At 69.8% G+C, this 11,774-nt stretch carries 11 protein-coding genes; 7 read left to right on the top strand and 4 right to left on the bottom strand.

Going from position 1 to position 11,774, the window contains the following annotated elements; all coding sequences use genetic code 11:
* Nucleotide 1 precedes the first annotated feature (1 nt).
* Nucleotides 2-1,534 carry a M28 family peptidase gene (locus EV675_RS30195; RefSeq protein ID WP_165404636.1) on the bottom strand — a complete coding sequence of 511 codons (1,533 nt, stop codon included), beginning with the start codon at nucleotides 1,532-1,534 and terminating at the stop codon, nucleotides 2-4.
* A gap of 187 nt (nucleotides 1,535-1,721) precedes the next feature.
* On the opposite strand from EV675_RS30195, the gene EV675_RS17285 reads away from it, so the two are divergent.
* The 6 genes from EV675_RS17285 (at nucleotide 1,722) to EV675_RS17260 (ending at nucleotide 8,322) form a co-directional block, all read left to right on the top strand.
* A complete protein-coding gene (locus EV675_RS17285; RefSeq protein ID WP_130358463.1) occupies nucleotides 1,722-2,132 on the top strand; it encodes a DUF2946 domain-containing protein in 411 nt (136 codons plus the stop codon).
* A 96-nt stretch (nucleotides 2,133-2,228) separates the two neighbouring features.
* Entirely contained in the window at nucleotides 2,229-4,427 is a 2,199-nt protein-coding gene (locus EV675_RS17280; RefSeq protein ID WP_130360147.1) for a TonB-dependent receptor, read from the top strand.
* Between the two features lie 9 nt (nucleotides 4,428-4,436).
* A complete protein-coding gene (locus EV675_RS17275; RefSeq protein ID WP_130358462.1) occupies nucleotides 4,437-5,942 on the top strand; it encodes a PepSY domain-containing protein in 1,506 nt (501 codons plus the stop codon).
* Between the two features lie 91 nt (nucleotides 5,943-6,033).
* Complete coding sequence (locus EV675_RS17270; protein WP_130358461.1) at nucleotides 6,034-6,480, top strand: hypothetical protein; 447 nt, start codon at nucleotides 6,034-6,036, stop codon at nucleotides 6,478-6,480.
* Nucleotides 6,470-7,099 (top strand): TetR/AcrR family transcriptional regulator, encoded by a 630-nt coding sequence (locus EV675_RS17265; protein WP_130358460.1) that lies wholly within the window; start codon nucleotides 6,470-6,472, stop codon nucleotides 7,097-7,099. Before EV675_RS17270 ends, EV675_RS17265 begins: the two co-directional genes overlap by 11 nt.
* A 17-nt stretch (nucleotides 7,100-7,116) precedes the next feature.
* A complete protein-coding gene (locus EV675_RS17260; RefSeq protein WP_130358459.1) occupies nucleotides 7,117-8,322 on the top strand; it encodes an MFS transporter in 1,206 nt (401 codons plus the stop codon).
* Between the two features lie 16 nt (nucleotides 8,323-8,338).
* Here the strand turns inward: EV675_RS17260 and EV675_RS17255 are convergent, their stop codons facing one another.
* The 3 genes from EV675_RS17255 to EV675_RS17245 all read right to left on the bottom strand — a co-directional run bounded on the left by EV675_RS17255 (nucleotide 8,339) and on the right by EV675_RS17245 (nucleotide 10,736).
* Entirely contained in the window at nucleotides 8,339-9,223 is an 885-nt protein-coding gene (locus EV675_RS17255; RefSeq protein ID WP_130358458.1) for an NAD(P)/FAD-dependent oxidoreductase, read from the bottom strand.
* Between the two features lie 111 nt (nucleotides 9,224-9,334).
* Nucleotides 9,335-9,814 (bottom strand): Rrf2 family transcriptional regulator, encoded by a 480-nt coding sequence (locus tag EV675_RS17250; RefSeq protein WP_165404635.1) that lies wholly within the window; start codon nucleotides 9,812-9,814, stop codon nucleotides 9,335-9,337.
* A 46-nt stretch (nucleotides 9,815-9,860) separates the two neighbouring features.
* Nucleotides 9,861-10,736, bottom strand: a complete 876-nt coding sequence (locus EV675_RS17245; protein WP_130358456.1) for an oxidoreductase — start codon at nucleotides 10,734-10,736, stop codon at nucleotides 9,861-9,863.
* 99 nt (nucleotides 10,737-10,835) lie between these two features.
* Between EV675_RS17245 and EV675_RS17240 the strand changes: the two genes are divergently transcribed.
* Nucleotides 10,836-11,771, top strand: a complete 936-nt coding sequence (locus EV675_RS17240; RefSeq protein WP_130358455.1) for a LysR family transcriptional regulator — start codon at nucleotides 10,836-10,838, stop codon at nucleotides 11,769-11,771.
* The last annotated feature ends 3 nt before the right edge of the window (nucleotides 11,772-11,774 follow it).

Raw genomic sequence — 11,774 nt, 5'->3', positions numbered from 1 at the left:
GCTAGCGCAACGCTGGCAGGTGCCTGGGCCGCATGTCGGCGGGCGGCGTATAGGCGGCTCGCATCGAACGCGCGGCGCCGTCCGCCGGCGTGATCCGCAGGATACCTTGCAGGTCGTTGGCATGATGCAGCGTCGCCGCCGCCACCGCCCTGCTGTTCAGCTCCAGCGCGGCAGGGTCCAGGTTCGACAGGTTGTCGCAGGCGGCATGGTAGCAAGGGTCGAACGTGATGCCGGCGGTCCCGCCCCACAGCGCGACGTCCGCCTCGGTCTTGGTCTCGTCCACGCCCGACGAGATGCCGCCGGCGGGAATCCCCAGCCCGATGAACGGGCCATAGTCCGAACGGCCGTCGAACGGCGTACCCTTGAACGGCGTGTTGCGGGCGGCATAGAAACGCTCGAAGGTCCGCTCGATCACTTCCGAGCCGGCCGGCCCCGGCCCGTCGCTGCGGCCGTCGGAGTTGTCGCCGTCATAGATGAAATAGCCCGGATTGGGCGATCCGATCATGTCGAAGTTCAGGTACATCGCGATCTTCGCCAACGCTTCGGGCGCCAGCTTGCCGACGTAGTCGGCGGAACCCAGGACGCCGTCCTCCTCGGCGCCCCACAAGGCAAAGCGCAGCCTGTACCGCGTCGGCGTGCGCGCCAGTTGCACCGCGGTCTCCAGCACGGCCGCCGAGCCGCTGCCGTTGTCGTTGATGCCTGGACCGGCCTGGACCGAGTCCAGATGCGCACCCACCATGACCACGTGGCTATCGTCGCCGCCGCGGCCCTCGGCGATCAGGTTGAAGGTGGTCGCGGGCTCGCGCCGGGTCGAGGCGGCAATCCGCAGCACCAGGCCGGGCGTGCCGACCAGGTGCCGGCCCACGGCCTGCGTGGCCTCCAGTACCGGAATGTCGGCGGCCAGCTCCGGGGTCAACGCGCCATGGACCATGCCCTCGGCGTTGTTGTAGACCACGGCGCCCGCGGCACCGGCTTCGCGGGCAAGACCGATCTTCCGGTCGAAGCTGCAATCGCCCCGCTCGATCAGGGCGATGCCGTTCGCCGGGAATCCGGTGTAATCCTCGGCCGTACAGCCCCGGGCACCCACGATATGCGCTTGCGCCGATACATCGCCGGAGCCGGAATAGTCCATGACCCGATGTTCGAAGTCGGCCGCCGGCCCCGGTCCGGCCTGGCGCAGCAGGCTCCCGCCCAGGTCCTCGTATCGGACGAAATCGAAGGACTCGCGCGCGACCGCATAGCCGGCGCCGCGCAGCACCTGCTCCGCATAAGCCCCCGAAGCCTCGTAGCCGGACGATCCCGAGGCCCGATGCCCGCCGTTAGCCTTTGCGATGCGCTCGAACTCGCGCAGATGGACCATGACGCCCTCCAGCGTCATGCAGGCCAGCAGTTTGCCTTCGGTGTCGTTGACCTGTTGGGCACAGGCGGTCCCGGGCACGACGGCCCCGTCGCCGCCGCAGCTTGCGAGCGCCAGCACCGCGGCGGCCAGCGCCGCCAGCCTGGCCAGGCGGGGTTCGATGATTTGCGAAGCCAATGGAGCATCCTTGAAGAATCGACGGCGATCGTAACAGAAGGTATCCGCAACGCCCCCATCGAATCGTTCAAGGCCGCAGCTGTCCTGGCCCGGCCGCAAGCACGGGCCGCGAATTGACGCCACCGGATTTCCTGCCCATACTGCCGCGTCTCCCGGGCCCGCCGGCCCGATCGTTCCCGACTCGAGCATGCATCGGCCATCCCTCCGATTCTCCAGGCAGGACCGCCATCGCGGCATCGCGATGCTGGTCCTGCTCGCGCTGCTCTGGGGGATGCTGGCGCCGGCCATCGCCAACACGCTGGCCCGCCCGTCCGACACCTGGGTCGAACTTTGCAGCGTCTACGGCCCGAAACAGGTCAAGCTGTCGGACGACGGCTCCCAGCCGTCGCAGGACGACTCGGCCACCACGTCCGCCGACTGCCCGTATTGCCGGCTCCATGCCGCCGTCGCGCTGCCGTCTCCCGGTGGCGGTCTCGTGCTGGTCGGCTTCGTCGTCTCGGCCGAGGCGCCGGCGCTTCCTCCCGCTCCGCTCCTGGGCACGACGCCCATCTCGCGTCCGCCGCCCTCCCGCGCGCCACCCCTCACGGCCGCTTCCTGATCCCGCCCGGCCCTGCCCGCGTGGCAGCGCCGCTTCGCCCTGCCGCGCCCGCGCGCGGCCGACCAGGAGTCGTTCGTGTCCACTTCCGTCTTTCCGATGCGCCCGCGCGCGCATCGCGCCGCCCCGCGCCCATCCCGTTCCGGCCCGGCATGCGCCGGCCTGCTCGCCGCCTGCCAGGTGCTTGTGGCGCCCGTCCATGCCCAGGCCGCCCCTGAACAGGCCCTGCCAGCCGTCGAAGTCCGTAGCCGCGCCGACACGCCCAACGGCAAGCTCAACCTCGACACGCCGGCCTCGGCCGCCAGCAATCTCGGCCTGACCGCCCGCGAGACCCCCGCCTCGATCACCGTGGTCGATCGCGCCACCATCGATGCGCGGGGCGCGCAGAACACGCAGGAGATTCTGCGCGCCATCCCGGGCGTGACCTCCCACGACGCGCCCGGCAACGTGGGCGTGAGCTATCGCGGCTTCGGCACCGGCTCCATCGGCCAGTTGTTCAACGGCATCAATGTCCAGTATTCGATCGCCGCCCGTCCCGTGGACAGCTGGATCTACGAACGCGTCGAGGCCATCGGCGGCCCGTCCAGCTTTCTATTCGGCGCGGGAGCCGTGGGCGGATCGATCAACTATGTGACGAAGCTGGCCCGGCGCGAGGACATCTCCGAAGGCCAGCTGCGCCTGGGCAGCAACGGGCTCAAGGAAGCCTCCGTCGGCCTGAATCGGCGCATCGCGGGCGAGGCCGGCGGCCCGGGCCACTACCTGCGCCTGGACCTCAATCATCGCGACGCCGACAGTTGGGTGGACGGCACGGGCACGCGCGCCACGCAGCTCGCGGCCTCGGTACTGTCCGATTTCGGCAATGGCTTCACCCACACCCTGGCCTATGAATACCAGCACGAGCACGTCGACCGTCCCTACTGGGGCACGCCGCTGCTGAACCCGATCGCCGGCACCGCGCGCATCGACGATGGCACCCGCTTCAAGAACTACAACAGTGCCGACGGGGTGTACATCCAGCGCGTGCAATGGCTGCGATCGATCGCCGAATGGCGGACCGGCGACAAGCTGCAATGGCGCAATACCTTCTACGTCTACGACGCTCTGCGCGACTACCGCAACGTCGAGAACTACCGCTTCAACGCCGACAACACCCAGGTAATCCGGTCCAGCGCGCTGCTGCAGCGGCACGACCAGCACCTGGTGGGCAACCGCATCGATGGCATCTACCATGGCGAGATCGCCGGCCTGAAAAGCGACTGGGCCTTCGGCGCGGACGTCAGCGTGAACCGCCAGACACGCTTTCCGAACAGCCTGTCCGGCACGATCGGCACAGTCAATCCCTACGACTACGGCACCGAGCGCTTCTTCGACATTCCCGGCATGTCGCCGGGTTTCCGGCCCGACCGCGACAACAAGGTGCGCACCCTCGCGATCTATGCCGAGAACCGCACCGCGCTGCGGCACGACCTGCACCTGGTCACCGCGCTGCGCCACGAGCGCATCCAGCTCGACCTGACCAACCGGCGCGAGATCACCGCCGCCAACCCGGCCGAGTTCCGCCGCAGCTATCACCCGACCACGGGGCGCATCGGCCTGGTCTGGGACGTCACGCAGGACGCGGCGCTCTACGCCCAGTACGCCACCGCCGCGGATCCGCCCTCGGGCGTGCTGTCCACCGCCTCGTTCGCGGACGTACGCAACAACAGCGAACTGACCTCCGGCCGCCAGGCCGAGGTGGGTGGCAAACTGGATTTCTGGGAAGGCAAGGGAACGGCCACGCTGGCCGCCTATCGCATCTCGCGCCGGAACATCGCCAGCCAGGATCCGAACGACAGCAGCCTGACCGTGCTCGTGGGCGAGCAGTCGTCCCGGGGCATGGAACTGGCCGTGGGCCTGCAGCCCGACCGACGCTGGTCCGTCCAGGGCAACGTCGCCTACGTCGATGCGCGCTACGACGACTACACGCAGGGCGGCGTGTCGCTGGCGGGCAAGCGTCCGACCAACACACCGGCCATGGTCGCCAACCTGTGGGTGTCCTATGCCGTCACGCCCGCGCTGCAGGCCAGCGTCGGACTGCGCCGCGTGGGCCGCGTGTACGCCGACGCGGCCAACACCGTGTCCTGGCCCGCCTATCTGCTGGTGGACCTGGGGGTGAGCTACCGCATCGACCGCCGCACCGCGATCGTTGCGCGCATCCGCAACCTGACCGACAAGGTCTATGCGGCCAACATGACGCCGACCATGGCCTACCTGGGCGCCCCGCGCACCGCCGACGTCAGCCTGCGGATCGCGTTCTAGGAGGCGGCCATGCATTCACGCCTCAAGCGCTGGCTCTATCTGCTGCATCGGTGGCTGGGCATCGTGATGTGCGCGTTTTTCGTCATGTGGTTCGCCTCGGGCGTGGTCATGATGTACGTCGGCTATCCCAGGCTTACGGCGGCCGAGCGCCTGCAGCACCTTCCTTCCCTGGACCCGGCGGCGCCTCTGCTCGGACCCGCGCAGGCGCTGGCGGCGGCCGGCATCCCCTCGATGCCGCAAGACCTGCGGCTGTCGGCGGCCAGCGCCGGCCGGCCGGTCTACCTGGCCACGCTGGCGGATGGCTCGCGGATCGGCGCGCCCGTGGCCATCGACGCCGCGACAGGAACGATGCTGCGCGCAATCGACGCCGCCCATGCCCTGGCCAGCGCGGCCGCCTACGCCGGCGGCGGCGTCCAGGCGCACTATGCGGGTCTGGTGCACGAGGACGCGCACACGCACTCGCGCGCCCTGGATCCGCACCGGCCGCTGCACCGCGTGCAACTGGACGACGAAGCGGGCACGCTGCTGTACATCTCCAGCCGCACCGGCGAAGTGGTGCGCGATGCGCCTCGCACCGAGCGCACCTGGAACTACGCGGGCGCGTGGATCCATTGGCTCTACCCATTCCGCGGCAATCTTTTCGATCGCCACTGGGCCGCCATCGTCGACGGCCTGTCCATCGCCGGCATCGCCGTCGCGCTGACCGGCACCGTCGTAGGGCTGCTGCGCTGGCGCTTCGCGCGCCCCTACCGCAGCGGCTCGCGCTCGCCGTACCGGGCCGGCATGATGCGCTGGCACCACCTGGCGGGACTGGCGTTCGCGCTGACCACGCTCACCTGGATCTTCAGCGGCCTGATGTCCATGAACCCATGGGGCGTATTCGGCAGCGGCCGCGGCGGGCCTGCCGTCGCCGCCGTGTACGGCCACACGGGCGCGATGCCCGCCGGCGCCGCCTCCGTGCAGATGCTGCTGGCCCGAGGCGGCGACATCCGCGAACTGCGCTGGGTCCATCGCCTGGGGCGCGAACTCGTCCTGGCCTATGGCCCGGCCGGCCGCCCCGCGCTGCTCGATGCCCGGACCGCGCGGGCCGTCGGCCTGGACCCCGGCGAGCTGCGCCACGCGGCGGCGGGACTCGTGGCCGCCCCCCTCGCCCGCATCCAGGTGCTCGACCGCTACGACCTGCACTACTACGACCGGGCGCCGCACACCATGACGGGTGGCGGCAACAAGCCGCTGCCGGTCTGGCGCATCGAGTTCGACGATCCCGCAGCGACCTGGGTACACCTGGATCCATATACCGGTTCCGTCCTGAACAGCACCGACCGCTCGCGCCGCGCCTCGCGCTGGCTGTTCGCCATGCTGCACAGCTGGGACTGGCTGCCGCTGCTGGAGCACAGGCCGCTGTGGGACGCGGTACTGATCCTGTTCAGCCTGGGCGGCCTCGCACTGAGCCTCACGGGACTCGTCATCGGCTGGCGCCGGCTGCGCCTGTCCAGGCGCAGCTTCCGGGCTTGACAAGTTAATGACCGCCGGTCATTATCCAATAACGATAACGATTCTCATTAATTTGAATCGTATCCACTCGTCAACGGATAAGAGGCTCGTCATGCAACATCACGATCTCGGGCATTGGCCGCTCGTCGTCAGCGTCTCCGCCGGCGCCCCCACACTGGCGGACACCCAGGATTTCTCCCGGGCGTGGGACGACTGGCTGGCGCGCGGGCAGGCATTCGCCTCCCTGCGCGTGTTCACCGACGCCTCGTCGCTGACCCATCCGCCCGGCGCCGCGCAACACGTCAAACAGTGGTTCGGCCGACAGGGCCAGGCCATACGCGAACAGGTGATGGGCATGGCCAGCGTGGTCCCGCCCGAGGAGTTCGAGCGGGTCTCCCGGATGAACGTCGAGAAGCTGTTCGGCGTCCCGGCCGCGATCTTCGCCGACCTGCCCTCGGCGCTGGCCTGGCTGCGCGACCGGGTATTCACGCCGCGCGGCCTGCCATTCGACGAAGCGGCGGTCGTGGCTGCCGTGCAAGGAAAAACGGATGCCCGCTGAACCCTCCGGCGCCACCTCCGCCGCGCCGCGTCCGCGTGTGCGCGCGCCGCAGAGCCGGCGCGCCGAACTGCTGGATGCGGCCGAACGCCTCTTCCTGCAAAAGGGCGTGGCCCAGACCAGCGTCGACGACATCACCACCGCCGCCCTGGTCTCCAAGGGCACGTTCTACCTGTACTTTTCCTCTCGGGAAGAACTGCTGGGCGCGCTCAGGGAACGCTTCGTCCTGGGCTTCTGCCAGCGCGTGGACGCCGCCGTGGGACGCCGCGCGGCTTCCGGCGAAAAAGGATGGAACGCCCGGCTGCGCGCCTGGTTCACCGCCATGCTGGACGGGCTGATGGACCAGGTCATGCTGCACGACATGCTCTTCCACGACCCGCATCCGGCCAGCCGCGAACTCATGAAGGACAACCCCATCATCGTGCAACTGGAAGCCCTGCTGGAAGCCGGTGCCGCCTCGGGCGCCTGGCGGGTGGCCGACAGCCATGCCATGGCCATCATGATGTTCCATTCCATGCATGGACTGGCCGACGATGCGATCGCACGCGGCGTCACGACCCAACGCGCGCGCATCGTGCGCCGCCTGGCCGATACCTTCGCCGCGGCGCTGCGCCCCTGTTGACACCACGCATCGCCGCCATGACTCCTATCCCCGCCCCCGCCGCGCCGGCCCCGCAAACCGGCCCGGCCTTCGACTTCCGCCCCCTGCTGGCGGCCTACATGACCTGCACCATGGCGATGATGGGCTTCGTCTCGGTCATCGGACCCGTCGCGCGGCTGCTGCACCTGGCGGCATGGCAGGCCGGCGCCGTCATCACCGTGGGCGGCGTGCTGTGGATGCTGCTTGCCCGGACGTGGGGCACCGCCAGCGACCGGCTGGGCCGGCGGCGCGTGCTGCTGGCGGGCGTGGGCGGCTTCGCCCTGAGCTACTGGGCGATGTGCGCCGTCGCCATCGCCTCGCTCTATTTCTTTCCCGCAGCCGGACTGGTCTTCGCGGGCCTGGTCCTGACCCGCGGCGCGGTGGGCGCGTTCTTCGCCGCGATCCCCTCGGTCAGCCAGGCGCTGGTGGCCGATCACCTGCCCGCCGAACACCGGGCCGCCGCCATGGCCTCGCTGGGCGCGGCCAATGCCATCGGCCTCGTGCTGGGGCCGGCCATCGTCGCGGCGCTCACGCCGCTGGGCCTGTCGCTGCCGCTTGCCCTGATCGCGGTGCTGCCCCTGCTCGGCCTTGGCCTGCTCTGGAAAGCGCTGCCCGACTCGCCCCCCGCCCATGTCGCCGCCACGGCGGCACTGCGTCTGGTCGACCCCAGGCTGCGCCGGCCGATGACGGTGGCCTTCGTCTGCATGTTCTGCGTTTCCATGGCGCAGATCACCGTCGGCTTCTTCGCCATCGACCAGTTGGGCCTGGCGCCGGAGGCGGCGGCGCGCACCGCCGGCCTTGCCCTGGCCATGGTGGGCGCAGCGCTCATCGTCGCGCAACTGGCGGTGCGCCGCCTGGGCTGGAGCACGCAGCGCCTGATCCGTGCCGGCGCGCTGGTCAGCGCCGCGGGCTTCGGCGCCGTTCCCCTGGCCAGCAACGGCACCATGCTGGAAGCCGCTTTCTTCGTTGCCGCGGCGGGCATGGGCTGGATGTTTCCCGCGTTCGCCGCGATGGCCTCGAACGCCGTGGCGGCCCACGAACAAGGCGCGGCAGCCGGATCGGTGGGCGCCGCGCAGGGACTGGGCATCGTCCTGGGCCCGCTGGCCGGCACCTTGCTGTACGAAACCGGTCCGGGCGTGCCCTATGCGCTGGCCGGCGTCCTGTTGGTGCTGGTGGCCGCCTGGCCCGCGCAAAACAGGGCCTGACGGCCCTGCCGTTCTTCTACAACCCGAACATCAGCGAACGGTGTGCCGCGGCCCCCGCCATCGCGCCATCGCCCACCGCCGCCGCCACCGAGCCGGCTGGCCGGCCCGTGTCGCCGCACGCGAACACGCCCGGTACGCTCGTGGCCTTGGTCGCATCGGTCTTGATCGTGCTGCCCCACGGCCCCTCTTCCATCACGCAGCCCAGTTGCTCGGCCAGTCCCGAGGAGCGGACCCGGGCCGCGATGAACAGGCCGTCCAGCGCGTGGACTTCGCCGTCGCCCATGACCACCGCCACGCCGTCACCGTCCAGCCGCGCCACCCGCCCCCGCACGATGGCCACGCCGCGCCCGGCCAGCAGTGCGAGCTGCTGGGCATCGGGCTCGAAGGCTTCGTTCAGGAACAGCGTCGTCGCGCCCCAGTCGGGCAGCATCATCGCCTGGTGCATGGACATCTCGGACAAGGCCAGCACGCCGATGCGGCCCTGCTGCAACTCGTAGCCGTGGCAATACGGACAATGGAACACATGGATGCCCCAGCGCTGCGCGAGTCCCGGCAGATCCGGCAACTCGTCCTTCACGCCCGTAGCCAGCACGAGGCGCCGCGCCGTCCGCACCTGCTCGCCCACCGACACCGCGAAGCCCTCGCCCGCCTGCGCCACGGCGTCCACGCGGGCATCCAGCCATTCCACGGTCTCGTATCTGAGCAACTGGTCACGGGCAATGGCGGCAATGTCGGCGCCGGATTCGCCGTCACGCGTCAGGAAGCCATGGGACAACGGCGCATACCGATTGCGGCGCTCGCCGGCATCGATCACGAGCACGCGGCGCCTGGCGCGGGCCAGTTGCATGCCCGCCGAAAGCCCGGCATAGCTTCCGCCGATGATGATCACGTCGTGGTCCATATCGCTCTCCTTGCTCTGTCGAATTCATGTACCTTTAAATGATACATAAAAATCCGCCGCAAGGTCCCGATACCCCTTCGGGGCTCGGGGCCATCGCCTAACGGGGCATGTTCAGGACTGCGGGTGGTCCGCCAGGCCCCACGCAGCCGTGTGGCAGATCTGGTCGAATTCCCTGGCCAGATCGGCCAGCGTCACCGCGCCCAGGCGCCTTACGAGCAAGGCTTGCGCCTCTTCCAGCGCGTCGGCCAGCGCGGCGTTGACCACGCGTTCGACGGCGCAGTCAGGGTGGGCGTGGTCGGCGCCGATCGCGAAGACCCTGGGCCCGCCCACCGCGCGATGGATGTCCAGCAACGTGACGGTGGCCAGGTCGCAGTCCAGCCGCCAGCCGCCGTGGTGGCCTTTCTCGGACTGCACGTAGCCCGCCTTGCGCAGGCCCGCCATGGTCCGGCGGACCACGGCGGCATTGGTGCCCAGCATCCGGGCGATCTGGGCGGACGTCACGGGCTGGTCGTTCCTGGCCATGTGCAGCAGCACGTGCAGCATCCGGGAAAGGCGGCTATCGGTTCTCACGCGGGGGCTTGTCGGGGACATGAATGGGATCCACCCCCGACGATAACGCATCCCGCGCCCGCGCGGCCTAGGCGCGCGCCTTAGCCGCGATGCCGTCCAGTTCAGTCATCGCATCGGCGGGCAGCGCCAGCGCAGCGGCCGCCAGATTCTCCCGCAGATGCGCCGTCGACGACGTCCCCGGTATCAGCAGCAGGTTGGGCGCGCGCGCCAGCAGCCACGCCAGCGCAGCCTGCATGGGCGTCGCCGCCAGCCGCTGCGCCACCCGGGTCAGGATGTCCGATTGCAGCGGCGAGAAACCGCCCAGCGGGAAGAACGGCACGTAGGCAATGCCCTGGCCGCCCAATTGATCGATCAGCGCATCGTCGGCGCGGTGCGCCAGGTTGTAGTGGTTCTGCACGCACACGATGGGGGCGATGCGCCGGGCCTGGGCCACCTGCGCGGCCGTGGCATTGCTCAGGCCCAGGTGGCGGATCAGCCCCTGCCGCTGCAATTGCGCCAATGCGGTGAACGGTTCCTCGATCGATCCTTCGGACGGCGCGTGCACGTCCCCCATGATGCGCAGGTTCACCACGTCCAGCACGTCCAGGCCGAGATTGCGCAGGTTGTCGTGCACGGCCTGCGTGAGCTGCTCGGGGCGCTGCGCCGCATTCCACGAGGCGTCGGACCCGCGCACGGCGCCGACCTTGGTCACGATGGTCAGGTCCCGGTAGGGATGCAGGGCCTCGCGGATCAATTGGTTGGTGACGTGGGGACCGTAGAAGTCGCTGGTGTCGATATGGTCGACGCCGGCGTCGACCGCGGCTCGCAGCACGGCCAGCGCCGCGACGCGGTCCCTGGGCGGACCGAACACCCCCGGCCCCGCCAGTTGCATCGCGCCGTAGCCCATGCGGCGCACGGTGCGGTCTCCCAGGGCAAAACTGCCCGCTGCTTGCAGATCGGTCATGGCATTTCTCCGGAAAGCGTGGATGGACCACACTATAGACACGTCCGCTTCGATCGATAATCTGGTGTAATCGGCACAGGCTGTACGGAATTTCGCACAATGCAAGCACCGCTCCAAGACCTGTTCGCCTTCCTGGCCGTGGTTCGCGCCGGGGGTTTTCGCGAAGGCGCACGCGCCGGCGGCACCTCGGCCTCCAGCCTGAGCGAGGCCGTGCGACGGCTGGAGGCCCGGCTGGGCGTCAGGCTGCTCCATCGCACCACGCGCAGCGTGACGCCGACCGAAGCCGGCACCCGCCTGGTCGAACGGCTGGTGCCGGCGCTGGGCGAAGTGGAAACCGCACTCGACGTGGTCAACGGCTTTCGCGACCGGCCCGCCGGGACCTTGCGCCTGAACGTCCCGCTCAGCGCCGCGCGGCTGGTGCTCGCCCCCCTCGTCACGCCCTTCCTGCAAGCCTATCCCGACATCAAGCTGGAAATCGTGGTCGAGGACGGTTTCGTCGACCTGCTGGCCGCCGGCTGCGACGCGGGCATCCGCTACGACGAACGGCTCGAACAGGACATGATCGCGATCCCCATCGGCCCCCGCTGGCAGCGCTTCGCCACCGCCGCCTCGCCCGCCTACCTGGCGGCGCGCGGCCGGCCCACGCACCCGCGCGATCTGCTCGGCCACCTGTGCCTGCGCGGCCAGTTCGCCAGCGGCGCCATGCCCGCCTGGGAATACGAACGCAAGGGCGAGGTCCTGCGGGTGGAGCCCGCCGGGCCGCTACTGGTCAGCCTGGGCAGCGGCGTCGAACTCGCCGTTCAGGCGGCGCGGGACGGACTGGGCATCATCCACCTGTTCGAGGGCTGGCTGCAGCCCGACCTGGACAGCGGCGCGCTGGAACCCGTGCTCAAGTCCTGGTGGCGCCCGTTCACCGGTCCCTTCCTTTATTATTCCGGCCGCCGGCACCTGCCGTCGCCCCTGCGGGCCTTCATCGACTTCGTCCGCGCGCAGGAAGACGCCGGCAAGCCCTCGCGAAAACCCTCTTCACGTTGACGA

The sequence above is a fragment of the Pigmentiphaga kullae genome, from assembly GCF_004216695.1.
In the GTDB taxonomy this organism is placed as follows: Bacteria; Pseudomonadota; Gammaproteobacteria; order Burkholderiales; family Burkholderiaceae_B; genus Pigmentiphaga; species Pigmentiphaga kullae.
Note: the sequence above shows the minus strand (reverse complement) of the source record. Positions and strands in the feature narration are given on the sequence as shown.

Excerpts from the sequence above, each read along its gene's own strand:
- EV675_RS17240 (WP_130358455.1), top strand. The coding sequence starts at position 10,836 with ATGCAAGCACCGCTCCAAGACCTGTTCGCCTTCCTGGCCGTGGTTCGC.
- EV675_RS17275 (WP_130358462.1), top strand. The coding sequence starts at position 4,437 with ATGCATTCACGCCTCAAGCGCTGGCTCTATCTGCTGCATCGGTGGCTG.
- EV675_RS17270 (WP_130358461.1), top strand. The coding sequence starts at position 6,034 with ATGCAACATCACGATCTCGGGCATTGGCCGCTCGTCGTCAGCGTCTCC.
- EV675_RS17260 (WP_130358459.1), top strand. The coding sequence starts at position 7,117 with ATGACTCCTATCCCCGCCCCCGCCGCGCCGGCCCCGCAAACCGGCCCG.
- EV675_RS17285 (WP_130358463.1), top strand. The coding sequence starts at position 1,722 with ATGCATCGGCCATCCCTCCGATTCTCCAGGCAGGACCGCCATCGCGGC.
- EV675_RS17280 (WP_130360147.1), top strand. The coding sequence starts at position 2,229 with ATGCGCCCGCGCGCGCATCGCGCCGCCCCGCGCCCATCCCGTTCCGGC.
- EV675_RS17265 (WP_130358460.1), top strand. The coding sequence starts at position 6,470 with ATGCCCGCTGAACCCTCCGGCGCCACCTCCGCCGCGCCGCGTCCGCGT.
- EV675_RS17245 (WP_130358456.1), bottom strand. The coding sequence starts at position 10,736 with ATGACCGATCTGCAAGCAGCGGGCAGTTTTGCCCTGGGAGACCGCACC.
- EV675_RS17255 (WP_130358458.1), bottom strand. The coding sequence starts at position 9,223 with ATGGACCACGACGTGATCATCATCGGCGGAAGCTATGCCGGGCTTTCG.
- EV675_RS17250 (WP_165404635.1), bottom strand. The coding sequence starts at position 9,814 with ATGTCCCCGACAAGCCCCCGCGTGAGAACCGATAGCCGCCTTTCCCGG.